Origin of the sequence: Kribbella sp. VKM Ac-2569 (assembly GCF_004216905.1) — a bacterium.
GTDB lineage: Bacteria > Actinomycetota > Actinomycetes > Propionibacteriales > Kribbellaceae > Kribbella.
The window spans coordinates 1,077,859-1,102,138 of the sequence record NZ_SGXJ01000001.1; the positions used below are offsets into that span (position 1 = coordinate 1,077,859).

Annotated in this window: 18 protein-coding genes and 1 pseudogene; 4 read left to right on the plus strand and 15 right to left on the minus strand. The window is 68.2% G+C overall.

Annotated features, from left to right (window positions below):
• Nucleotides 1-11: 11 nt before the first annotated feature.
• The gene (locus EV649_RS04925; protein ID WP_130380928.1) at nt 12-3,008 is read right to left on the minus strand and encodes a S8 family serine peptidase; all 2,997 of its coding nucleotides are present in this window, start codon (nt 3,006-3,008) and stop codon (nt 12-14) included.
• Between the two features lie 154 nt (nt 3,009-3,162).
• On the opposite strand from EV649_RS04925, the pseudogene EV649_RS41450 reads away from it, so the two are divergent.
• Both EV649_RS41450 and rpsT read left to right on the plus strand, forming a co-directional pair.
• Nucleotides 3,163-3,630, plus strand: a pseudogene (locus tag EV649_RS41450) (SRPBCC family protein).
• 144 nt (nt 3,631-3,774) lie between these two features.
• Complete coding sequence (gene rpsT, locus EV649_RS04940) at nt 3,775-4,035, plus strand: 30S ribosomal protein S20 (protein ID WP_130380934.1); 261 nt, start codon at nt 3,775-3,777, stop codon at nt 4,033-4,035.
• 129 nt (nt 4,036-4,164) lie between these two features.
• On the opposite strand, the gene holA is transcribed toward rpsT, so the two are convergent.
• Complete coding sequence (gene holA / locus EV649_RS04945) at nt 4,165-5,115, minus strand: DNA polymerase III subunit delta (RefSeq protein ID WP_241997711.1); 951 nt, start codon at nt 5,113-5,115, stop codon at nt 4,165-4,167.
• 118 nt (nt 5,116-5,233) lie between these two features.
• Between holA and EV649_RS04950 the strand changes: the two genes are divergently transcribed.
• Nucleotides 5,234-5,821, plus strand: a complete 588-nt coding sequence (locus EV649_RS04950) for an isochorismatase family protein (RefSeq protein ID WP_130380938.1) — start codon at nt 5,234-5,236, stop codon at nt 5,819-5,821.
• Here EV649_RS04950 and EV649_RS04955 read toward each other — a convergent pair.
• From EV649_RS04955 to EV649_RS04970, 4 genes are all read right to left on the minus strand, one after another.
• Nucleotides 5,811-8,192, minus strand: coding sequence for a ComEC/Rec2 family competence protein (locus EV649_RS04955; protein ID WP_241997712.1), 2,382 nt, complete (start codon nt 8,190-8,192; stop codon nt 5,811-5,813). The genes EV649_RS04950 and EV649_RS04955 overlap by 11 nt on opposite strands.
• A gap of 142 nt (nt 8,193-8,334) precedes the next feature.
• The gene (locus EV649_RS41455) at nt 8,335-9,414 is read right to left on the minus strand and encodes a ComEA family DNA-binding protein (RefSeq protein ID WP_241997713.1); all 1,080 of its coding nucleotides are present in this window, start codon (nt 9,412-9,414) and stop codon (nt 8,335-8,337) included.
• A gap of 296 nt (nt 9,415-9,710) precedes the next feature.
• Nucleotides 9,711-11,120: an MFS transporter gene (locus EV649_RS04965; protein ID WP_241997714.1), complete on the minus strand. Its 1,410-nt coding sequence runs from the start codon at nt 11,118-11,120 to the stop codon at nt 9,711-9,713.
• A gap of 146 nt (nt 11,121-11,266) precedes the next feature.
• Entirely contained in the window at nt 11,267-12,109 is an 843-nt protein-coding gene (locus tag EV649_RS04970) for a DegV family protein (protein ID WP_130380942.1), read from the minus strand.
• Between the two features lie 53 nt (nt 12,110-12,162).
• Between EV649_RS04970 and EV649_RS04975 the strand changes: the two genes are divergently transcribed.
• Nucleotides 12,163-12,681, plus strand: a complete 519-nt coding sequence (locus EV649_RS04975; protein WP_130380944.1) for a pyridoxamine 5'-phosphate oxidase family protein — start codon at nt 12,163-12,165, stop codon at nt 12,679-12,681.
• 629 nt (nt 12,682-13,310) lie between these two features.
• On the opposite strand, the gene EV649_RS04980 is transcribed toward EV649_RS04975, so the two are convergent.
• From EV649_RS04980 to EV649_RS05020, 9 genes are all read right to left on the minus strand, one after another.
• Nucleotides 13,311-15,863, minus strand: a complete 2,553-nt coding sequence (locus EV649_RS04980) for a helix-turn-helix domain-containing protein (RefSeq protein WP_241997715.1) — start codon at nt 15,861-15,863, stop codon at nt 13,311-13,313.
• Between the two features lie 222 nt (nt 15,864-16,085).
• Nucleotides 16,086-16,280, minus strand: coding sequence for a hypothetical protein (locus EV649_RS04985; RefSeq protein ID WP_130380948.1), 195 nt, complete (start codon nt 16,278-16,280; stop codon nt 16,086-16,088).
• Between the two features lie 101 nt (nt 16,281-16,381).
• On the minus strand, nt 16,382-16,786 hold the full coding sequence (locus EV649_RS04990) for a YjbQ family protein (protein WP_130380950.1): 405 nt from the start codon (nt 16,784-16,786) through the stop codon (nt 16,382-16,384).
• A 12-nt stretch (nt 16,787-16,798) separates the two neighbouring features.
• Complete coding sequence (gene leuS, locus EV649_RS04995) at nt 16,799-19,279, minus strand: leucine--tRNA ligase (RefSeq protein WP_277875616.1); 2,481 nt, start codon at nt 19,277-19,279, stop codon at nt 16,799-16,801.
• A gap of 215 nt (nt 19,280-19,494) precedes the next feature.
• The gene (locus tag EV649_RS05000; RefSeq protein ID WP_130380952.1) at nt 19,495-20,355 is read right to left on the minus strand and encodes a trypsin-like serine protease; all 861 of its coding nucleotides are present in this window, start codon (nt 20,353-20,355) and stop codon (nt 19,495-19,497) included.
• Nucleotides 20,356-20,457: 102 nt separating this feature from the next.
• Nucleotides 20,458-21,357 (minus strand): AraC family transcriptional regulator, encoded by a 900-nt coding sequence (locus EV649_RS05005; protein WP_130380954.1) that lies wholly within the window; start codon nt 21,355-21,357, stop codon nt 20,458-20,460.
• Nucleotides 21,354-22,121, minus strand: coding sequence for a phytanoyl-CoA dioxygenase family protein (locus EV649_RS05010; protein WP_130380956.1), 768 nt, complete (start codon nt 22,119-22,121; stop codon nt 21,354-21,356). The genes EV649_RS05005 and EV649_RS05010 overlap by 4 nt, the downstream gene beginning before the upstream one ends.
• Nucleotides 22,122-22,218: 97 nt before the next feature.
• The gene (locus EV649_RS05015) at nt 22,219-22,467 is read right to left on the minus strand and encodes a hypothetical protein (RefSeq protein ID WP_130380957.1); all 249 of its coding nucleotides are present in this window, start codon (nt 22,465-22,467) and stop codon (nt 22,219-22,221) included.
• 23 nt (nt 22,468-22,490) lie between these two features.
• Entirely contained in the window at nt 22,491-24,170 is a 1,680-nt protein-coding gene (locus EV649_RS05020) for a sodium:solute symporter family protein (protein WP_130380959.1), read from the minus strand.
• Nucleotides 24,171-24,280 lie beyond the last annotated feature (110 nt).

Here is a 24,280-nt window from a genome sequence, read left to right on the forward strand (position 1 = left end):
CCTCGTCGGTGTCAGCTGTCTACGCGTACGACGGTGGAACCGGAACCGTCGGCGCCGTCGGTGAAGTGCAGCTGGCCGAGGTACCTGGTGCCGGCAGTCAGTCCGGTCCAGTTGGCAGTCACTGAGGTCTGGCCGGCGACTGTCACCGGCTGGCTGGCCGGTGTGACGGTCAGATTGCCTTCCGCCTTCTGCAGCTCCCAGTGGTCGAGTTTGACCTGCTGCTCGTTCGCCCCGGCGTACAGGTCGACGTACACGTCCACCTGACCACCTGCGGGCTGCGACAGGTTCACCTCTTCCTCAGCCGAGCCCCCGGTGCTACTGCCGAGCAGAGTCGTCGTACCGGCCTTGTACGCGAACACGTCCAGGTCGGTGCCGGCCGGGTAGTCCGCGTCGAACGTGGAGAACCGGGCGTACGTCGTACCAGCCGGGACGTTCACGGTGAACTTCGCGACGTGGTCGTTGACCTTCGGCGCTGTCGTCGGGAACGACACGCCACCCGGGTTCTTCAGCGCGGCCTCGCCGACCGTGGCCGGGTTCAGGCCCACCGCGGTGGTCTCGAGCGTTCCGGCGTACCCGGCCGTGATCGGGACCTCCACGGAGCCGGCTGTGCCGGTGCCGTTGACCTGGACCGGCGCCTTCACCGTCAGCGGCTTGATCGCCAGCGTGCTCGCCACGGTGTGCTTCACCGACTTCCAGACCAGGCGGCCGAACGAGTACTGCTCGAGCGGAGCACCGTCGTTCTCGATCGTGACCTTGTACGTCGTACTGCGGCCCGGGAGCGTGATCAGGATCCGCGGCGTCACGGTCACCTTCAGGCCCTTGAGGCCCTCGACCTTCGGGAGGTAGACCTCCGGGACGTCGCCGACGTTCGTCACGGTCCGGGTCACGGTCTGCTTGCCGGCCAGGTCACCGATCGCGATCGTCGGGTAGTTCAGGTCGCTGAGGTCGATCTTGCCGTTCGCGCACAGCTCGTGCGTGCTCGGCACCTGGCCGGAGCCGCAGACGAACCTCGTCCAGTCCGTGTACGTCGAGTCGTAGACCAGGCCCGGGTCCATGCCGAGCTTCGGCTGCACTTCGCCGGCGCCGTACCCGAACGGGTTCGCCGGCGAGCCGGAGTCGTTCTGGATCGGCTTGCCGCTGGTGTCCTTGTCGGTGGCGGTCGTCATCATCGCCGACTTGATCGCCATCGGGGACCAGGTCGGGTGCTTGCTCTTCAGCACCGCCGCGATGCCGGCGATGTGCGGCGTGGACATCGACGTACCGCTCATGAACGCGTACTCGCCACCGGCCGCGCTGAACGCGGTCGTCGCGGCCAGCACGTTCGTGCCCGGCGCCATGATGTCCGGCTTGAGCAGATCGCCGTTGCCGGCCGGGGACGGGCCGCGGCTGGAGGAGCTGGCCACCTTCGGGGCGTTGACTCGGACTGGCGTACCGGGGCCGATCGTCGCAGTCGGGTTGGTCGTGCCGCTCACGTACGCCTTGACCGCGGGCGCGGCCTTGTCGTCGAGGTGGACGGTCGGGACCGAGTGCAGGTCGGAGTCCAGCGTGCCCGGGGTGATGTTGAGCAGGATCATGCCGACACCGCCCGCGTTCTTCACCTGCAGGCTCTTGTCGACGCGGGCGTTCCCACCGCGGTCACAGACCACGATCTTGCCGGTGGCCTTCGCCGGGTCGAGCGTGCCCGCCTGGCAGAGGGCCAGGTTGGCCGGATCGGCATTGGGCAGGCCGGCGTCCTTGGCCAGGACCACCGGCGTCTGCGGCGTACCGGAACCGATGCCCGCGCCGGTGTAGGACTTGCCGTCGCCGAGCGTCACCGTGGTCTGGATGTCGCGGTCATGGGTGCCGTTGGCAACCGACGTGACCCAGGGGTACGTCTTGCCGACGGTCGCCTCGCCCGGACCGGTGTTCCCGGCGCTGGTCGCGACGAACACGCCCGCCTTGGCCGCCCGCAGGAACGCGAGACCGGTGGCGTTCACGTACGTCGATCCGCTGCCGGAGATCGAGTAGTTGATGACGTCGACGCCGTCCGAGACCGCGGCGTCGATCGCGGCCACGATGTCAGCGTCGGTACCGCTGCCGCCACCCGTCGCGTCGACCGCCCACAGCGCCTTGTAGATCGCGAGGCGGGCGTGCGGCGCCATACCGGAGCCCTTGCCGTAGTCGCGGCCCATGACGGTCATGTCGACGCCGTAGTTGCCGGCCGCGGTGCTGGCGGTGTGGGTCCCGTGGCCGCCGTAGTCACGCGGCGACTTGAACTCGTCCGGGATCGGGCGGGTGCCGATGCCCTTGTCGAAGTACCGGGCGCCGATCACCTTGTTGTTGCAGGTGACGGGCGCCTCCTCGCCGGCCTGGCAGGTGCCCTTCCACTTCTTCGCGACGATCGCGTCGGACTGCTTCGTGGTCTTCATCGGCGCGAAGCTCGCCCGCTCCGGGACGTACCCGGAGTCGATCATCCCGATGATCACGCCGTCGCCGGCCTTGTCGATACCACCCGCCTGCTGCCAGGCGCCGCCCTTGCCGGACAGCCCGAGGAAGCGCGGGGTGTCGACGGTGTCGGCGTGCTCGATCTCGCTCGGCTCGACGCTCTTCACTCCCGACGACTTGGCCAGCTTGACCGCATCGTCGTACGACATCTCGGCGGAGAATCCGGCGTACGTGTAGCTGTAGTCGTAGAGCTTCTTGACGCCCGGGACCTTGGCGATGACCTGGTCGCGCTCGCCGGCGAGGTGCCTCACGTAGTCGACGACCGGCGCTGCGGTCTTCAGCAGCTTGCCGCCCGGCAACACCTTGGTGGCGGCGAGACCGGCGATGCCGCCGGCGTACTCGGCGACCGGGGAGTCGTCGAGCTGGACGATGTACGAGCCGGTCTCGGAGCGCTTGACCTCCGGGTCGGCGACCGTGCTTGTGGCCGGCTGGCTGGCGCTGGCGGCGTTCACCAGCACGGGTACGCCGGCGCCGGCGGCGATCAGTGCGGTGGCGACGACGATCGCCGGGCGTTTGCGGGTCACGCAGTTCCTCCAGGGCTTGGACGGAGCGATGGTGGAGCCTTCGGCTCGCGGACGTCCCGGCGCGCAGGCGTCACGGGGCCCCGAGTATGCCGTCACGTGTCGCCGGTGTCACGCTGTGCACAGCAGATGATGGCCGACAGCAAGGGAAAACCCGATGCCGGATCTGACCGAGTCCATCACAGTGCATTCGTCTGCTGACGCACTGTATCGGTTGGTCAGTGATCTGCCCCGGATGAGCGAGTGGAGCCCCGAGTGCACCCGCGTCACCTGGTCCTCGGGCGAGTCCTCCGGCGGTCCGGTGTCAGGGGCACGGTTCGTCGGGCACAACTGAGTGGGCGTCGTGCGGTGGTTCACCTTCGGGAAAGTGGTGACCGCGCAGCCCGGCCGCCGGTTCACCTTCGACATCACCTTCGGCCCGGTCCCGATCTCGCGCTGGGACTACGAGTTCACGCCGACCGCAACCGGCTGCGAGGTCACCGAGTCCTGGACCGACCACCGCCCGTCGGTCCTCAAGCTCCTCTTCCGGCCCGTCTTCGGCAACCGCGCCCCACGCAACGCGCACGGCATCCACACAACGCTGACCCGGCTGAAATCCGCCGCCGAGACGACCGCACGGGCCTGATTCACCCCCGGCCCGGCTGGAGCGGGTTTGGAGGAGTGGACGGCTTGTTGGTAATCTGGCCCTTCGCGCGTTCACGGGTGGTGCTCAGCCGTGCGCCGTAACACCTTCCGAATGACCGCATACTCCTGATCGAGGCACTGCTCCGTGGCGAACATCAAGTCCCAGATCAAGCGCAACCGCCAGAACGAGGCTGCGCGACTTCGCAACAAGTCGGTGAAGTCGACCCTCAAGACGGCTGTTCGCCGCTTCCACGAGGCCGTCGACGCCGGCGAGGCCGAGAAGGCCAACGAGACCGCCCGCAAGGCTGGTCGTCTGCTCGACAAGGCCGTCAGCAAGGGCGTCATCCACGCCAACCAGGCGGCCAACCGCAAGTCGGCCCTCTTCAAGAAGGCCGCTTCCCTCTAACACCAGGGCCGCGTCCCCGACGCGCCCCGCCAACGATCGGCCCGGTCCTCGCGACCGGCCGATCGTTTTTGCGTACCCAAAACCAGCACTGACGGTCGTCACTCGGGACTCCCAGCGGGAGCTGAGCGGTTAGCGGCGGCCGTGGGCTCGGGTGATGGTCAGGACCATGCGTTCCAGGGCGTAGCCGGCGTCGCCCGAGGCGCCCTTGACGTCCGCGTCGGCCTGCGCGACCGCCTTGATCGCGGTTGCGAGGCCACCTGGAGTCCAGCTGCGCGACTGCTGCTTGAGCTGCTTGAGCTTCCACGGCGGTACGCCGACCTCGCGCGCCAGGTCCCCCTCCCGCATCCCACTCGGCGCACTCGAGTACTTCGCCAGCCCTCGCAACCCGCCCGCCATCGCACTCGTCACCAGCACCGGCGCCACGCCGCAGTCCAGCGCCCACCGGAGCTGCTCCAGTGCCGGCTCCGTCCGACCGGCGATCGCCGCATCCGCGACCGCGAAGCTCGTGACCTCCGCACGCCCACCGAAGTACTGCCCGATCAGCTGAGTCGTCACCGCCTGACCGCCCGAATCCGACACCAGCTGCGAACACGCCCCCGCCAGCGCCCGCAGGTCGTGACCGACCGCGTCCACCAGCGCCGACGCCGCCCCCTCGTCGACCGTCCCGCCATGCAGCCGGATCTCCCCCGCCACGAACTGCGGAAGCTCCCACGCCTTCGGCGCCGTCGCGACGACCTCGGTGACCGATGCCTTGCGCAACTTGTCGAGGACGCCCTTGCCCTTCTGCCCACCGGAGTGCACCAGCACGGCCAGTACGTCGTCCGACGACGAGCCGGCGTACTCGATCAGGTGTGGCGCCATCTCACTCGGCAGGTTCTCCAACCCGCGCAGCACCAGCACCCGCTCGGTCGCGAACAACGAAGGCCCAGTCAGCTCCGCGAACACCCCGACATCCAGCGTCGACGCCTCGAGATCCGTCACCTCAACCGCGTCGCCGCCGCCGTCCGTCGCGTTCTTCGACACCGCCGCGATCGCCGATCGCACGGCCCGATCTGCCAGGAACGACTCGGTTCCGGTCACGAGGAGCACATCGCCCAGCTTCGGCGCAGAACCTTTACGAGCAGCCACCCCGTCAGCATCCCACGCCCTCCGGACAATCCCGGTGCGGCCCCGCAGCAAACCGGCGAGGATGGCGGCCATGACCTCACCCGGCGCGACGCCCCCACCCAGCGCGATGCGCTCACCCGTCGACGCCTTGGTGCTCGTCGATCTGCAGACCGCGTTCGTCTCCGGCCCCGACGCAGTACCCGGCGCAGCTGCCCTCCTGGATCGGACAAGCGACCTGCTGGACCGTGCCCGAGCCGCCGGCGCAGTCGTCGTACACCTCCAGAACGACGGCCCACCCGGCGCAGACGACGAGCCCGGAACGCCCGGTTGGGAGCTGTACCTGCCGCTCAAGCCGGGTCCCCGCGAACACGTGATCCGCAAGCCACGTGACGACGGCTTCGACGCGACGCCACTCGGGGAAAACCTGGTGTCGGCCGGCGTACGGTCGCTCGCCATCTGCGGTGTCATGTCGGAGATGTGCGTACACGCGACAGCCAAAACCGCCCTCGCCCGCGGCTACCGAGTCGTCCTCCCGTACGACGCCCACGCCACGTACGACATACCCGCCGTCCCCGGAGTAGCGGACAAGATCCCAGCCCACATCGTCTCCCGAGTAGCCGCCTGGTCCCTAGGCAACCAACCCGAAAACACCACCCCCACCTCCGCCGTCACCTTCTAGCTCCCTCCTGCAGGCGTGGGTGGGTGGTCAGGGCCAGGTGGTTGTTGGTGTTGGTGACGATGAGGGCACCGCTGACGTTGGTGGTGGCCGTTCGGGTCGCGTCGTGGGACAGGAGGTCCAGGGTTCTCGGCGCCGGGTGCCCGTAGTCGTTGTCCCGCCCGGCTGAGATGAGCGCCAACCGAGCGTTCGCAGCAGCGATGAACGCAGGATCCTGCTGAGCCGAACCATGGTGCGGAACCTTCAACACATCCGCCCGCAGATCGGCCCCGCTCGCCACGACAGCGCGCTGCGACTCAGGCTCCAGGTCGCCGGTGAGCAGGATCCGGAGGCCGTCGAGCTCGACCATCATCGCGATGCTGGCGTTGTTCTCCGGCGACCCTTCATCCGTGGACGTCGCAGACGACGTACCGGGCGGAGGCAACGCCGGCACCTTCGCCGGCCACAGCGTCGTCCACCTCACCTTCCCCACGACCCGTTGCTCGCGGAACGCGACCGTACGCACAACCACCCCGTGCTGCGACGCCAAATCGACCACCCGGTCATACTCAGCACGCGGTGAGAAGTACGGCGTCACCTCGATCTCGTCCACCCGCCGATCGTTCAGTACGCCGGCCAACCCGCCGACATGATCCGCATGGAAGTGACTCAGCACGACGACCGGGACGTACTGGACATCCAGGTCCTTCAAACACCGATCCATCGCCGCCGGATCCGGCCCGGTGTCGACAACAACCGCCGTACGATCACCCGCCCGCAACACCAGACCGTCCCCCTGTCCGACATCGCAGGCGACGAACAACCAGTCGTCGGGCGGCCACCCGAGCGATCCGACGGGACGCAGTACGACGACCGCGAGCAGGATCACCGCGAGAATCATCGCTATCGGGCGAGCCAGGATGCGGTGCAGACCCAGCACGAGCGCCAGGCAAAGCACCGACAGTACGGCGACACCGACCACGGTCGCCGGCCACGCGTTGGCGGCGCCCGGGAGATCCGCGCCTTCGCGAGCAACCAGGATGATCCAGCGGGCGGGCCATCCGGCGGCCCAGCCGACGACCTGCGCCAGTTGGCTGCTCACCAAAGCGACCCCTGCCGCGACGAAGCCGAAAATCGTGGCCGGTCCGACCATTGGTCCCGCCAACAGGTTGGCGGCGACCGCGATCAGCGACACCTCACCCGACAGCCACGCGACGACCGGCGTACACGCGAGCTGCGCGGCGAGCGGGCACGAGATCGCGTCGGCCAGCCAGCCAGGCATCCACTTCGCCAACGCATCCCGCCAACCTGGTCCGAGCAGGATGATGCCCGCCGTCGCGAGCACCGACAGCGCGAACCCGGCCGAGCGCGCGAGCGACGTGTCCAGTAGCAGCAACACGATCACTGCGACCGACAGACTGCGTACGGCGCGGCGCCGCCCTCCCCCGCTGGTCATCGCCGCCAACGCGATCAGTCCCATCGCGGCCGCCCGAAGGACGCTCGGCTGTGGTCTGGCCAGGACGATGAACACGACGACTGTCGACAACCCGACCGCGGTCAGCCCGCGCGCCCGCACGCCGATCAGGCGCGCGAGCGGGAGGAGGAACGCGAGGAGGAGCGTCAGGTTCGTCCCTGAGACGGCGGACAGGTGCGTCAGGCCCGTGGTTTGGAAGTCCGCGTTCAGGTCGGTCGACACGCCGGAGACGTCGCCCATGACGAGTGCGGGCACGAGCCCGCGGACATCCTCGGGCTCACCAGCGACCGCGTCTCGCAGTCCTGCCCGGACCTGTTCAGCCTCACGCAGCCACCACGGCGGCTCGTCTACTGTCTGCGGAGGCGACCTGGTCGAGAGCATCGCGGCCACCTCGGCGCCACCTTCTACCTGCTCGAGCCTCCCGCTCGCGTCAACATGCTGGCCGTACCTGACGTGCTCCCATTTCGCAGTCCCCACCACCAGGACCGGTGTACGCACCCGTTCCCGGATCGCGTGCTCCGTGCCGGCGCGACTGCGGATCTCCTCGACGGTCGCTCTGACCACGACGTACGGCGGCCGTCTACTGGTGGTGCTCTGCCGGAGCGATGGATCCCCGTCGATCTTGAGTCGGACGGTGACCGTCGCTGAGCCGGTCGCGAGTTCCTGCACGGGTCCTGCGCGGAGGGCGGCGGTGTGCAGCCCGGCGGCGATCGCCAACCCACCCACAACAACCAACGAACCAACTACCGCCCCACCACTCACCCAGCGGCTGGCTCGCGGGGTTGCTGCAGTTCTAAAGCCGCGGTTCGGCCGTCGGAGGATCAGCCCGAGTGTCGCGGCGAGTGCCAGTGCAAGCCCGGCGACGATCCCGCCGACGATTGGCGACTGACCGACCAGCACCGCCGCAGCCAACCAACCCACAGCCGCCGGGATGAGCAACCGCGCATCGAGCCGCTCAGCCTCAGCCGCCTCCGCGGTTGCCGACTCAGCAGCCTCCCCAGGTACAGGAACAGGTGCGGGGGTTGGTGCGGGTGGGTGGTTGGAGGGTGGGTGGTTGGCGGGGTCAGGTGCGGACATGGGGTTTTAGGGAGTCGAACTTCTTGGGGCCTACGCCGGGGACCTCCTGGAGTTGGTCGATGGTGGTGAAGGGGCCGTTCTGGGTGCGGTAGTCGAGGATTCGTTGGGCTAGGACGGGGCCTACACCGGGGAGGGCGTCGAGTTGGTCGAGGGTGGCGGTGTTCAGGTTGACGGGGGCGTTGGGGGCTGAGGACGGGCTTGGTCCTGCGGTTGACGATGGTTGGTTCGGGGGTTGGGGTTGGGTGGTTGCGCCGACGATGATTTGTTCGCCGTCGGTTACTTGGCGAGCGAGGTTGAGGGTGGTGAGGTCTACGCCTCGGAGTGCGCCGCCTGCGAGCGTCAGTACGTCGGCTACGCGGGAGCCTGCTGGGGCGCGGATGAGGCCGGGGCGGCGAACCTTTCCTGCGACGTGGACCACGACGGGTGGTTGGCCGGATGAGGTTCCGGTGCCAGGCGTCTGATTGATGCCTGGGGTTTGGTTGGCGCCGGTGGATTGGTTGGCGGCTGGCTGGGTTTGCGGTGAGGCGGGGCCGGGTTGGGTGGGAGTTGGCTGGCTTACTGCGGAGCCTGTCGTTGTGGTGGTCGGACGGGTGTCGGGGAGGGGTTCGGGGCGGGCTCGGAGGAAGGTCCAGGCAGCCCAGGTCAGGCCGAGGATGAGTACTACGGCCAGGACGGCTATGTGGCGTGGGGTGAGGGTCCAGCGGGCGTCGCGTAGTCGGTCGGGTCGGGGTTGTTCGGGGGTCCAGCCGCCTCGCACCTCATCACGCTCCTCCGGGTATTCGTCTCGGTTCTGCCTGTCGCTCGGCTGCCTGCCGCTGGGATGTACGCCGCGATCAGCCGCGGCGGGCGCACCGCCCGGGTCGCCCGTTTGAGCGGTCCGGTCGCTGGACATCCGCCCTCCGATGGTCCGGTCGGCGGGCGGCTGGGTGGTTGGGGTGTGGTCGGCGTACGGGGTGTGAAGGTGGGTGGCGGTGGGGTCGGCGAGTGGTGGGCGGGGGGTGAGGCGGGCGAGGGCGAGGGCTCGGGTGGCCGGGTCGAGGGGTGGGGTGCGGCGGAAGACCTTCACGCCAGAGAAGGTACGAGTCCGAGGCTTGCGTGAAACCGCGAGTTGAAAGCTGTGGAGAACCTCCCGCTTGCACCGGGAGCTCAGGATCGGGCGCCCCAGGTGATGCCGTCGGTCGCTGGCAGAGCGCGGCGGCGTTTGGCCGGTTCGTGGGACTGGGGACCCCCTATGGGGGCGGGGAACAGGAAATAGCCTGTCTCCAGACCCCAGTAGCAGTTCCCAGCATCCGGTCCGAGGCGCGATGCGCACGCGCGGACTTCGCGCCGGCTATTGAGGGCCGGGCGGTCTGCTGGGGTCGGTCAGCCTCGTGGGTGGATTCGGGTGCTGTTGATTGCTGCCAGTAGGAGCAGGGCCGCGGCTGAGCCGAGGCTGATTCGCAGGCCGGTGAGGAAGGTGTGCGGGTTGGCGATCAGGGCGCCGAAGACGGCGATGGCGACTGCTCCGCCGATCTGGCGGAAGGTGTTGAACACGGCGCTGGCGGTTCCTGCACGCTCGGCCGCGACACCTTCGAGGACGACTCCGGTGATCGAGGGCATGGCCAACGATCCGCCGGCGCCGATCGGCACGACGCAGAGGGCGGTCACGACCGGCGACTCCAGCGGTGCCGTGAGGAGCAGGGCCAGGAGTCCGGCGGTCATCGACAGCAACCCGGCCACGACCGGGACCCGCGCTCCGAACCGGTTGGTGACCGGGCCGCTGGCGAGATTCCCGGCGATCGCGAAGAAAGCGGAGGGCAAGAACGCCAGTCCGGCGTGCAGCGGCGACAATCCGAGGTGCTGCTGGAGGAACAGACTGACGACGAACACGTTGCCGTAGTTGCCGACCATGAAGGCGAACCCGACGGGCAGGGCCAGCCGGAAGCCGCGCGCCCGGAACAGTTCCAGCGGCATCATCGGGTGCCGGCCACGGGCCTGAACGGCCAGGAAGGCGGCGAGCGTGATCACGGCGATCGCGAGCGCGGCGACGACGGTGGGTTGGGTGAACCCACGATGGCCGCCTTCGATGAGTCCGTAGACCAGGGTGGACAAGGCAACGACGGCGAGGAGCTGGCCGGCCCAGTCGAACCGGGACGGTCGGGTGGGCGAGGCGGCCACCGCGACCAGGAAGGCGACCATGCCGGCGCAGACGGGCAGGTTGATCGTGAAGACCCACCGCCAGTCGAGAGTCGTGAGCAGCCCGCCGAGAGGTTGTCCGACCAGTCCGGCGACGGCGCCGCCGACCGCCCAGACGCCGAGCGCACTGGCTCGGCGTCGTGGGTCGGGGAACGCTTCACGCACCAGGGCCATCGACGCCGGCAGCATGATCGCCGCGGCAGCGCCTTGCGCGCAGCGGGCGGCGACCAGTACGCCGATCGTGGGCGCGGCCGCACAGGCGGCCGAGGCCAGTCCGAACCCGACGATGCCCGCGCCGAGAGCCTTCTTCGCGCCGATCCGATCCGCCAGGTTGCCCGCGAACAGCAGCAGCGCGGCGAACAAGAGGGTGTAGCCGTCGATCGTCCACTGCTGGCCGGTCGTTCCGCCGCCGAGCTCGGTCCTGATCCGGGACAGGGCGACGTTGACGATCGAAATGTCCAGCGTGATCAGGAAGAAGCCCAGCGAGGCGATCGTGATGACGATCCGCGCGTGCGGCGCATCTGCGCTGGCTGATCCAGCTACCGGCGGTACCCCGTCCTCGGTCGAGTGGCTCGGCACTGCGTCGGTACGTGGCAAGGCATCCCACTCTGCGCACAGTTGCGCGGTCGGTCTCGATACATCAGGTCGCGTACTGAGTCTGCCAAATTCGTTCGCGACGAGGCAGGTACTGCGATTACCCCGCTGCGGCGGATGCCCGCGCTGCCGCCCTGGTGGCGCGGGGGCTAGTAGGGGCTTACTACTACGGCTAGGAGGCCGGGGCCTACGTGGGCTCCTATTACGGCGCCTACTTCTCGGAGGACTATTTCGTCGGCTCGGGGGAGGCGGGTGGCCAGGTCGTCGGCCAGGGTTTGGGCTTTTTCCAGGTTGGCCAGGTGGTGGACGGCGATCTGGACGGGGGTGTCGCCGGCGCGTTGGACGGCGATGTCGGCGAGGCGGGCGATGGCTCGGCTGGAGGTGCGGACCTTTTCCAGCGGGACGATTCGGCCGCCGCTGATGGTGAGCAGTGGCTTGACCGCTAGCGCCGTACCGAGGAGGGCCTGGGCGGCGCCGATGCGGCCGCCGCGGCGGAGGTATTCGAGGGTGTCCACGTAGAAGTACGACGAGATGGACTTCATCCGGGCCCGGGCGGCGGCTTCGACCGCGATGGCGTCCTCTCCGGCGGCGGCTGCGGCGGCCGCGGCGAGGACCGGGAACCCGAGGCCCATGCCGAGCGAGCGGGAGTCGACCACGTGGACCGGGATCGGCGATTCCTTGGCGCCGATCATCGCGGCCTCGAACGTGCCGGACATGTCACCGGACAGGTGGATCGAGACGATCGCCTCGGCACCGTCCGCGGCGCACGCGGCGTACATGTCGGCGAACGTGTGGGGCGCCGGTCGGCTGGTCGAGACCGGTGTGAACGTCCTCAGCGCCTCCGCGACCGCGTCCGCCGAGGTGGCGCCGTCGTCGTACGAGGTCCCGCCGATCACGACCTGGAGCGGTACGACGGTCAGCGGGTGGCGGAGCAGCTCGTGCGTGGACAGACCGGCCGTGGAGTCGGTGACGACCTGCACGCGGGCTGCCATGCAGCGAGGTTACCGGACAGTTAATGTCCCAGCGCAGTGCCAAACTCCACAATATGAAGGAGACAGGGACCGAAGTCACACAGTTACAAGCGCTCCTCGACGCGGCGTACGAGCGGTCGACCGAGCATCTGCGGAACATCATCACCGGACCGCGACGGCTGGACGCCGGGGAACTGGTGCGGGTTCTGACCGGGATGTGCACCCTGAACCTGGCCACCGTGACCGCGCACGGCGAGCCGCGGATCAGTGCGGTGGACGGGCACTTCCTGCACGCGCGGTGGGTGTTCACGACGTCGGCGTCGGCGGCCAAGGCTCGGCACCTGAAGAAGCGGCCGGCGGCGAGCATCTCGTACGTCGACGGCGAGCGGATCGGGGTGTTCAGCCACGGGAACGTCGAGTTCCTGACCGCGGATCACCCGGATTTCGCGGAGATCGAGGAGCACCTCACCAACCACTACGGCAGCTCGCCGTCGAGCTGGGCCGACGACATCGTCTACTGCCGCCTCCAGCCCTCGTGGATGGTCGGCTACGCGTTCGACAAGGCGGCGGTGCTGGACACACCAGCGAGGTGAAGGCCACCCCTCCCGGGACCTTCACCTCGCTTTGGTTGTGCCGGGCTACTGACGTCCCCTGTGCGTCACCAGCCCGGCTCGTCCTGCTGACTCCCCCTGGTTGTCAGCCGAAGTTGGTGGGTCCTCGGCGAGCTACTCCCCGTATCCGGCTCCGTGAGAACCGGCCTGACCGCGAGCTCGTCGAGGTCCCGGGAGGTCCCAGCGGCCGGCCCGCCGGCGGGTGACCAAACCCACCGGTTTACCCGCACCAGCCGGATCGCGACACTCGTCCCCTGTCTCGTGTGCCTGATCCTGTGCTGGGACCCCGCCCCGGAAGCAGTGCCCTGACGGTGCACCGCGCCCGGTACAGGCAGGACAGATCCACACTCCACAGCACTCCGGAGCTCTCGGCCGCCGGTCGGCGCCCCCACCAACCAGCCACCGGAGGCCCTCCGCGTCGCCTTCGCCGGGCTAGGCAGTTGAGCGGTTCGCCATGGCCTCTTCATGGTTCACCACCCTTTCGCTGCCCGTTTCCGGTGTCGGTCTCTGCTTCGTGGAACCTGCCCTACGGCTGTAATTCTTTGTCCGGCAGCCATGTCAGGACGAGGCAGAACAACCGGCAGTTACCCGGCAGCTTCAGCAGATCCGCGTCATAAAAGCGGCGAAGAAAGCGCAGCGAGTACGTCGCTGGCCAGTCGCTGTACGGCGGCGGACGGGTCCGGCTCCGGCCACCCGTCCGCGACCGATGCGCTCTCGCAGGACTCCTGCAGGACCGCCCACGCGGTCGGCAGCATCGGCGGGTCCATCGACTGCTGCCACGCCAGCAGCTGGCCGCACACAGCGTCTCCCGCCTCCGAGCGCCCCAGTGCGTGCAGCACCGCCACAGCTTCCGGCAGTACTTCGAGCAGGTAGACGACCCGCCCTTCGAGCAGCAACCGATTGAGCGCGTCCAGGATCGTCACCCGCGCCTGCTCGGCCTCACCGGCGGCACGAGCCAGCCGGGACCGGTAGAGCATCACCAGGTAGTCGAAGTACCCACGGTGGCCGCGGATGTCGGCGTCGGCCTGGTCAAGCAGCGCCCGCGCCTCGTCGTACCGGCCGTCGTGGTACTCCACCATCGCGAGGCACCCGGCGACCTTGGTGCGCTCCGGGTCGTCCGACGCCTGGCTGTCGCGTGCGAGCTGTGCCCAGTGACGGGCGCCGGACAGGTTCCCCAGCTCGAGGTCGACGCGGCTGAGCGCCATGTACGCGATCTCGTCCGGGTAGACGCCCGGATTGATCAGTGCGGCCTCCCACGCAAGCAGGAGCTCCTTGGCCTCCACCAACCGACCCCACCGCAGCAACGCCAGCCCACAGGTCGCCTGCACGGTGGCAGACCGCTGTACGTCGCCATGCTTGCGAGCGTCATCTACCAGCGCCGGGATCTCGGCCAGGCTCTGTGTATCGAGCAGGTGCGACCCGGACGACACCCAGCCGCCCCTGGCGACCAGGCCCATCTCTGTCTCACCCGGGATCCGCGTACGCGCCTCCTCGTAGTGCCGACGAGCACCACGGATGTCACCGGTCAGACTGGACAGTCGACCCGCGATGGCGAGCAGCCGCCCGCTCGTCTCCTTGTCGGACACGTTCTCGGCGCACAGCGTCGCCCACCGGATCCCGCTCTCGGCGACACTCGCCTGGTACTGCCACGCGATCCGGAACCCGAGCACGATCCGCGCCGCGGTGTCCCACTCCCCCAGCTCGCCCGCCCGATCCAGCGCAACCTCGAACAGCGCCGAGTTCGCATGCGCCGCCCGGTACCGCCGATCGCGGTCCGGTGAGGACCACGCACCCTCGAGCCCCGAGACGTACGTCGTGCACCACTCGACCGCCCGGTTGCGGAACTCTGTGAGGTCGTCGCCCTGTGACGACAGCCCGGCGTACGCGTGCTCCCGGATCGTCTCCAGCAGCTTGTACCGCGCGCCGTACAACTGCTCGAACTCGTGCACCGGCTGCAGCAGCGACTTCTCCACCAGCTCGGCGAGCAGCATCGGTACGTCGCTCTCGTCGATCGGAACGCCCGTGCAGACACCCGCGACAGCCTCGAGCGTGAACGGTGAACCGAGAACCGAGGCCCGGTACAGCAGCTGCCGCGCTGGGTCCGAGAGCGCATCGACGCTCCACGCGATCGTGTCGGCCAGCGTCCGCTGATGCGGCGCACCGAACCGCCGCGGCCCGGACAGCAACCGGAACCGGTCGTCGAGCGCAGCGAGAATCGCCTCCACCGACAGCGACCCTGCCCGCGCGGCCGCGAGCTCCAGCGCGAGCGGCAGACCGTCCAGTCGCCTGACGAGCCGCGCCACAGTCGAGGCATTCGAAGGGGCCAGTGTGAAGCCCGGCCGCACCCGCGCGACGCGGCGGCAGAACATCTCGACCGCCGGTGACGCCGCGATCGCCTCGAAGTCCTCGTCGTTCGCCGGTACGCCGAGCACCTGCACCCGACGTACCACCTCGTCCGGCAGGCCGAGCGGGATCCGGGACGTGACCAGCACACCGATCCCCGGGAAGCTGCGGACCATCCGGTTGGCGACTGTCGCGACACCGTCGAGGACGTGCTCGGCGTTGTCCTCGACGATGACCAGGTCGCCGGGCCGGCGTCCGGACAGTACGTCGTCGAGGTCCGACGTACCCGGGGCTGTGCCGAAGGCATCCAGGATCGCCGACGGTACGGCGGCATCGCGCTGGACAGTGGTGAGGTCGACGACCACGACGGTCGTGTCGGCGCCGGAGAACCGGTCTGCCGCGGCGAGCGCCAGCTCGGTCTTGCCGACCCCGCCGGGACCGACGAGCGTGACGAGCCGGTTCTGCCGCAGCAGCGACTCGAGCTCGAACAGCTCCTGCTCACGACCGACCAGACCGTCAGGAATCGGGCGGGTGCCACGCCAGCGCAGACCGGTCGGTACGGCGTCCGCGACCGAGACGACCGGCGGCGATGGCGCCACCGCCCGTACGACGGGACGCATCGAGCCATGCCCCGCGGTGGCGAGGAAGTGATCGGTGTCGTCAGGCCGCAGGCCGAGCGCCGAGGCGAGCAGGCGGACGGAGTCCTTGCGCGGGCGCGCGACCCGGCCGGCCTCCATCTCGCGGATCGACCGGACACTCAGCCCGGCCCGGTCGGCCAGCTCCTCCTGGGAGAGGCCGGCCTGGACCCTCAAGTCGAGCAACAGATCGGCGAATCCTCGCCGACCGTCCGCCCGGCCATCCGTGTCCGACACAGCCCGTCACCCCTCTGAAGGCCTCACGTTCCTGTCACAACATAGCGTGACGGACGGGAACTTGCCGGAGGTGATCGGCGTGCGGGATGCGGCCTGGGTCACACAATTCGTTGACTTCGGCAACGGATTCGACGGCCCGGAGAAATCCCTGCGAACTCAGAAATGCATGTTTCAAGCAGTCGCGCGAACCGAGCTGGATTCATTTTCGGCGGCGTACAGAGAAAGGATGCCGGCCCAGTCGTCGATCCGGGCGCGGGTATCCGCGCGGCCGGAGTCGGCATTCAGCAGGCTGCCGTCGGAAATGCCACGGGTGGCGCGAACCAGGAGCTCGGTGGTGACGTCGCGCAGCGTGTCAAGGGCAGCCATGGCGACAATTCAAGCGGAGCCGTGTTTCGCAAACGTAACGCGATCGGCAACATCACGATAAGTCACGAAAGACCTGGAAATACTTGTTACCAGGTAGTCCATTAACCGGCCAGGAACGACAACCGGACATGCCGGTCGGGATTGTCGCGATTGGTGTCGACCAGACAGATCGATTGCCAGGTACCGAGCGTCAGCCGGCCCCTCAGCACCGGCACGGTCGCGTACGGCGGAATCAGGGCCGGCAGCACGTGGTCGCGACCGTGTCCGGGCGACCCGTGCCGGTGCTGCCACTCGAAGTCCCGCGGCAGCAGGTCCCCGAGCACGGCCAGCAGATCGAGGTCGCTGCCGGCGCCGGTCTCGAGGATCGCGACACCGGCGGTCGCATGCGGCACGAATACGTGCAGCAGGCCGTCACCGCGACCGGAGACGAACTGTTCACACCGGCTCGTGAGGTCGAGGACGACCTCACGAGCACCGGTATGAATATCCAGGACGACCGAATCCATCAGGCTCCAGAATCAGGCAGGGACGATGTTGACCAGCTTGGGCGCCCGCACGATCACCTTGCGGGTGCCGCGGCCGTCCAGCGCCTTCTGGATCGCCTCGGACGCCAGCGCCAGCTGCTCCAGGTCGGCGTCGGAGATGTCCGGCGCGACCTCCAGCCGGTCCTTCACCTTGCCGGCGATCTGCACCACGCAGGTGACCGACTCCTGGACCAGCAGCGCCGGGTCGACCTTCGGCCAGCCGGCCTTGGCGACGGTCGGTTCGTGGCCCAGCTCCTCCCACATCTCCTCGGCCGTGTACGGCGCGACCAGGCTCAGCACGATCGCCACCGTCTCGACCGCCTCGCGCACCGCCGGGTCGGCCGCGCCGGGACCGGAGTCGATCGCCTTGCGGGTCGCGTTCACCAGCTCCATGACCCGGGCGATCATGACGTTGAACCGGTGCGAGTCGATCAGCTCGGCCGCGTCCGCCACCGTCCGGTGGGTCAGCTTGCGCAGCTCGACGTCACCGGTCGAGGGGTCCGAGCCGACCGGCGCCTCGACCGCTCCGGCCAGCCGCCAGGCCCGCTGCAGGAACTTCAGCGAGCCGCCCGGGGACATGTCGGCCCAGTCGATGTCGTCCGCCGGCGGACCGGCGAACACCATCGTCAGCCGGACCGCGTCGACACCGAACTCGTCGATCTGGTCGCCCAGGTTCACGCCGTTGCCCAGCGACTTGCTCATCGACTTGCCCTGGTTGATGACCTGGCCCTGGTTCAGCAGCCGGGTGAACGGCTCCACGACGTTCAGCAGGCCCATGTCGTGCAGCGCCTTGACGAAGAACCGCGCGTACAGGAGATGCAGTACGGCGTGCTCCTTGCCGCCGACGTACTGGTACACCGACATCCACCGCTCGGCCGTGGCCTGGTCGAACGGACCGTCGGTGTACTCCGGCGACAGGTAGCGCAGGAAGTACCAGGACGAGTCGACGAACGTGTCCATCGTGTCGGTGTCGCGCTCGGCCTTGCCGCCGCACTTCGGGCAGTCGACCTCGACCCACTCGCGGGCCGCCGCCAGCGGCGACACGCCCTTCGGCTGCAGGTCGGCGCCGCGCAGGTCGGGCAGCTCCATCGGCAGTTGGTCGTCGGGGACCGGGACCTCGCCGCAGGACGGGCAGTGGATGATCGGGATCGGGCAGCCCCAGTACCGCTGGCGGCTCAGCAGCCAGTCGCGCAGGCGGTAGTTGATCGTCCGCTCGCCCAGGTCCTTGCTCTCCAGCCAGTCGATGATCCGCGACTTGGCGTCGGCGATGTCCAGACCGTCCAGGCTGATCTCGTCGTTGGCGCTGTTGATCGCGGCGCCCTCGCCGGTGAAGGCCTTCCCGTCGAAGTCAGCAGGAGGCTGCACGGTACGGACGATCGGCAGGTCGAACTTCTCTGCGAACTCCCAGTCGCGCGTGTCCTGGCCGGGGACCGCCATGATCGCGCCGGTGCCGTAGTCGGCCAGCACGTAGTCGGCGGCCCAGATCGGGATCCGCTGACCGGTCACCGGGTTGATCGCGTACGAACCCAGGAAGACACCCGTCTTCTCGCGCTCGGTGCTCTGCCGCTCGATCTCGGTCTCGCCCTTGACCTTCGCCAGATAGACGTCGAAGTCCTCCTGCTGCTCCGGCGTGACCAGCTCGGCGGCCAGCTTCGCGTCCGGCGCGACGACCATGAAGGTGGCGCCGAACAGCGTGTCCGGCCGGGTGGTGAACACCTTGATCGGCTCGTCGCGGCCCTCCACCTGGAAGTCCGCGAACGCGCCCTCGGAGCGGCCGATCCAGTTGCGCTGCATCAGCAGGATCTCTTCCGGCCACTGCAGCAGCTCCATGTCGTCCAGCAGCCGCTGGGCGTAGTCAGTGGTCTTGAAGTACCACTGGGTCAGCTCCCGCTTGGTGACCTCGTGCCCGCAGCGCTCACAACGCCCCTGGACGACCTGCTCGTTGGCCAGCACGGTCTGGTCGTTCGGGCACCAGTTGACGAACGAGGCCTTGCGGTACGCCAGGCCGCGCTCGTACAGCCGCAGGAACAGCCACTGCGTCCAGCGGTAGTACTCCGGGTCGGACGTGTGCAGCCGGCGCGACCAGTCGAAGCTCAGCGCGTAGCGCCGGATCGACTCGGCCTGCGTCTCGATGTTGCCGTAGGTGTACGTCGCGGGGTGCTCGTTGCGCTTGATCGCGGCGTTCTCCGCCGGCAGACCGAACGAGTCCCAGCCGATCGGGTTCAGTACGTCGTACCCCTGCTGGAACCAGTAGCGCGCCAGGACGTCGTGCAGCGCGAACACCTCGGCGTGGCCCATGTGCAGATCGCCGGAGGGGTAGGAGAACATCGTGAGCGCGTAGCGACGCTCGGCCGAGCCGTCGTCCTTCGCCTTGAAGGGATCCAGCTTCTCCCATACCGGACGCCACTTGGCCTGCATGGCGTTGAAGTCGTAGCCGCCCCTGTCGATCTGGGCGTCCTCCACCTGCTCGCTCACGGTCCTACTCCATACTTCGTGTGTTTGTTGAGCCTAAATGTGCCAGAAGGCACCCCTGGACATAAAAAAGCCCCTCGCACAGGAGGGGACGCCGCACTGACCGGCGCTTCGGCGCCTGGATGCCAGCACGGCTAACTAAGGAGCAGGCTCACTCGCATGGAGTCAGAATAGCACCGGTGCCGCGACGTACCGAGACGCCGCGGCACCGGGTGCGGTCAGCCGATCGGTACGCCGAACGTCTTCAGCCAGTCCTGGACGACCTTGATGTCGATCCGCTGCAGCCCGTCGAGGTAACGGCAGTTCTGCGTGTAGCCGTAGCTGGTCACGGTCACCTGGTAGCCACCGTGGAACGTCGGGCCCCCGGAGTCACCGAAGCAGGTGCCGCCGGTACCGCGGTTGTCGTTCTCGTTGCCGTTCACCTGCAGGATCTGCGGGGTGAGCTTCTGACCGGGCTCGTCGGCCCAGCGACGCAGCAGCGGGTACGACATCGGGGTCGGCTTCTGCGGACCCGAGTCGGCCTTGCGGACCTCCGTGCCGTAGCCGACGGAGCGGAAGATCGTGCTGTTCAGCTTGGGCTGCTGGTACGCGTTCAGGTAGTTGGCGGGCGCGACCTTGGCCGGAGCGATGTTCGTGACCGCGCGGTCGAGCACGATCACGCCGACGTCGTTCCAGTTGGCCAGGTCGGTGAAGTCGGAGTACTTCGGATGCGCGTACGCCGTACCGGACTTGTAGCCGGCCTTTTCGAGCTCCGCCTGCGTGTAGCCCTTCGCCGGGTCGGCGGCGACCGGGAACGGCGACGGCGGCTGCTCGGCGATCACCGAGTCGAACGTCACCAGGGTCTTGCCGAGGGTGCCCAGCGTGCAGTGGGCCGCGGTGACCACGACGGTCGGCGACACGAGTGTTCCCGTGCACCGGAAGCGTCCGTCCGGTTGGTAGAACAGGATCAGCCCGACGTTGGGATGCGCGTTGCCGTCGGGTTGGCCGCCGGTGATGGCGCTCGCGGGCACCAGGGATGTCGCAGCAAGTCCCAGTGCCAGCGCACAGACGCCGATGATGCGGCTGAGTCGATTCCTCATGGATCCCCTCCAGGGGTACGGCGGAATACCTGAATGCATTGGAGCAATCACCCACCGCGTTGTCCATAGGTTCGTTTGACTACGTTCTGTGACCACGCCGCCCTAGATGAACTCGGTGCCGCCGGCGCGGCGGTGGTCGCCGGGGGTGCGGCCGTACTGGCGTTTGAAGGCAGTGGAGAACGGACGTACGTCGGAGTAGCCGCAGGCTCTTGCTACCTCGGTGATGGACAGGGTGTGGTCCATGAGGAGCTGGGCGGCCAGCTCGAGGCGGAGGCGGCGCAGGGTGGACATGATGGAGGCGCCGGTCTGCTGGGTGAACAGCCGTTCCGCGTGACGTTCTGACAGGTGTGCGGCGGCCGCTACGTCCCGGACGGTGATCGGGCGGGACAGGTTGTCGCGGAGATGACGCTGCATGGCGTCGACGACCAGTGGTCCCCTGTCACGTCGTACCGGCTCTACAGCTAGGTCGTCGTCCAGGGCGAAGGCTCGCGCGGTCTCCAGAACCAGTGTGGCGCCGAGCGTGCCGAGCGCGGTGGTGTACCCGGAGACTGGTGCAGCTGCTTCAGCTGCGAGTGCTGTGACCAGGGACGGCAACGAGCCGGCTCGGTCGGACACCACCGGTCCGTCCGACCGGGTCAGTCCGGACCACCAGCCGGAGTCCCCTGGAGTAGCGCCGGACGGTCTGAACGTGAAGCCCCAGAAGGCGATTCCCAGTGGAGACACCCGCGACGACTCGATCTCGTGGATGTCGCCCGGGCGTGCGAGGAAGACCGAGCCGGGTGCCACGTCGTACTGCACGGAGCCGGAGTTGAAGCGGCCCTCGCCGGAGTACGCGAGGCAGACCTCGTGGAACGAGTGGCTGTGCCAGTAGTTGCGCCAGTACTCCGGCCGGTAGTGGCCCCAGCTGAGGAAGTCCGCGCGGAAGCCGTCGACCTCACAGGACTCGAGCAGTCCCGCGAGGTCGACGAACCGGTCCGCACCGGCAACGTCCAAGAGGGTCAAACAGCGCTCCTGCCAGTGGGGTCGACTCCGCGCAGAATCATGCCCTGGCCGAGCGACCACTCGTGCGTCTTGACGGTCGGCGGGTCCGACGGGTCGCGGTACTGGATCAGCCAGGTGGTGCGCGCCTCGTCACTGGTGTTCACCCCGGACCCGTGCACGGTCAGGTAGGTGAAGAACAGTACGTCGCCCGCCTCGGCCGGCTGCGGCGTCGCCGCGTCGAACGACGGCTCCAGCAGGTGGTACGACCCCTCCGGGCTGTGCTCCCGCGGCCCGTCCTTGTGACTGCCCGGAATGACCCGCACGCACCCCTTCTCCACCGGTGCGTCGTCGAAGTGGAAGATCGCCGCCCCGACCCGGTGGTAGGTGTGCGGGAAGAACGGGTGGTCCTGGTGCAGCGGGAACGGCGAACCGTTCTCCGGCGGCTTCACGAACAGCTTGGTGTGGTGCAGCTGCACGTTGTCCACACCCATCACCGCGGCGGCCACGTCGGTGAACCGCGGGTCCACCAGGAGCTTCGAGAACTCCGCGTCGTAGAACTGCGCGTCGTGCAGGTGCTGCAGCTTCGTCGGCGCCTCGGTCATGTCCCGGGCGGCGCCCCAGGTCGGGTCGTCGGTCCGGTTCAGCCGCGCCAGCAGGTCGTGGCTGCGCTGCCGGTAGTGCGCTGCTTCTTCCTTGCTGAGCAGGCCTTTCACCAGCACGAAGCCGTTCTCGGCATACTGCTGCGCGAGCGTCGAGAGTTCGGGACGCTCGGATGTGATCGTCATGTCGGAGTACCTCCTGATCGGGTACTTCGAGATTACGAACGCCGGCGCCCGGACGGGAGGACCCGACCGGACGCCGATGTTCGTCAAACGGACATGGCTACTCGTCGGCCGGTTTCGAGTCGACCGGTACGGCGATCGGCCGCAGCCGGGCCCACAGCACGAACACGGCGGTGAACACCAGCATCCCGAGGCCGCCCCAGAGGTTGATGTTGATCCCGGCGGCCTTGTCGATCTCGGCCTGCTTCTCGACGATGCCGAGGACGGTCAGCACCACGCCGTAGATCCCGACCAGGGTCGCGATCACGATCCGGATGTCGAACGCCCCGGCCTTCTTCTTGTCTGCCATCACAATGCTCCCTTCGCCGACGCTCAGCCGAAGACGATGTTCAGGACGATGGTCATCGCCAGCGAGATGCCGGCCAGCAGGACCGGCCTGCGGTACCAGCCGTGGTCACCCCGGAGCACCACCTCGGTGCGCTGCGCCTTCGGCGTCAGCGAGTACACCAGGCCGACCAGCTCGGAGTCTTCCTTCGGCCTGGTCATCGTGCTCACCAGGACGCTGATCAGGATGTCGACCACGAAGGCCGCGCCGGCGCCGACGAAGCTCGCGCCCTGACCGGGCAGGTTGATGACACCGGTCTCGGACAGGACGAAGACCAGGATCGCGGTCGCCGTACCGCTGACCAGGCCGATCCAGCCCGCCGCCGCGGTCATCCGCTTCCAGAACATACCGAGGATGAACGTGGCGAACAGCGGCGCGTTGAAGAACGAGAACAGCTGCTGCAGGTAGTCCATCAGGTTGCTGTAGCCGGACGCGATCGCGGCGGTGCCGATCGCGATCAGCGTGCCCGCCACGGTCGCCCACCGGCCGGTCCGCAGGTAGAAGTCGTCCGGCCGGTCCTTGATGATGTAGCGCTCGATGATGTCGTACGACATCACGGTGTTGAACGAGCTCAGGTTGGCCGCCATACCGGCCATGAACGACGCCAGCAGACCGGTGATCGCGAGGCCGAGCATGCCGTTGGGCAGCAGGTCGCGCATCAGCAGCAGGATCGCGTCGTTGTAGTCGACCTCACCGCTGCCGGTGGCCTTGAACTGCGCCAGTTCCGGCACGATGACCGCGGCGATGATGCCGGGGATGATCACGATGAACGGCACGAACATCTTCGGGAACGAGCCGATGATCGGCGTCCGCCGGGCCGCTGACATGTTCTTCGACGCCATCGCCCGCTGTACCTCGACGAAGTTCGTCGTCCAGTAGCCGAACGAGAGCACGAAACCGAGACCGAACACGATGCCGATCACCGACAGGAAGCTGTTGCCGAATCCGCTCAGCGCGTTGCCCGGCCAGGCCGACATCTGCTCGCTACCGCCCGGCGACGCGGTGACCTTGTCGACCAGGCCTTGCCAGCCGCCGACCTTGTGCAGGCCGACCAGGGTCAGCGGCAGCAGCGCGGCGACGATCACGAAGAACTGCAGCACCTCGTTGTAGATCGCCGCGGACAGCCCGCCGAGCGTGATGTAGCTGAGCACGATCACGGCGGCGACGATCACCGACACCCAGATCGGCCAGCCGAGCAGCACGTTCACGATGGTCGCCAGCAGGAACAGGTTCACGCCCGCGATCAGCACCTGCGCCAGGGCGAAGCTGATCGCGTTCACCAGGTGCGCGGGCTTCCCGAACCGGCGCAGCATGAACTCCGGCACGCTGCGGACCTTCGAGCCGTAGTAGAACGGCATCATCACGACGCCGAGGAACAGCATCGCGGGGATCGCGCCGATCCAGAAGTAGTGCACGGTCGGCATGCCGTACTGCGCGCCGTTCGCCGACATGCCCATGATCTCGATCGCGCCCAGGTTGGCCGAGATGAACGCCAGGCCGGTGACCCAGGCCGGCAGCGACCGGCCGGACAGGAAGAAGTCCAGGCTGTTCGACACCGCGCGTCTGGCCAGGTACCCGATACCGAGTACGAAGACGAAGTAGAGGGCGATGATGATGTAGTCGATCGCCGTGGCATCCAGTCTGAGGATGGATTGTTGGGCAAGCATCGGGCCTCCGGACCGCCGGTATGACAGATCGTGTTGTTACCGGTCAGGAACGTTACTCCTACTTTCAACCAAGCGGGCGGCGACCCGGCGGACGACCGGTCTCCACCCGG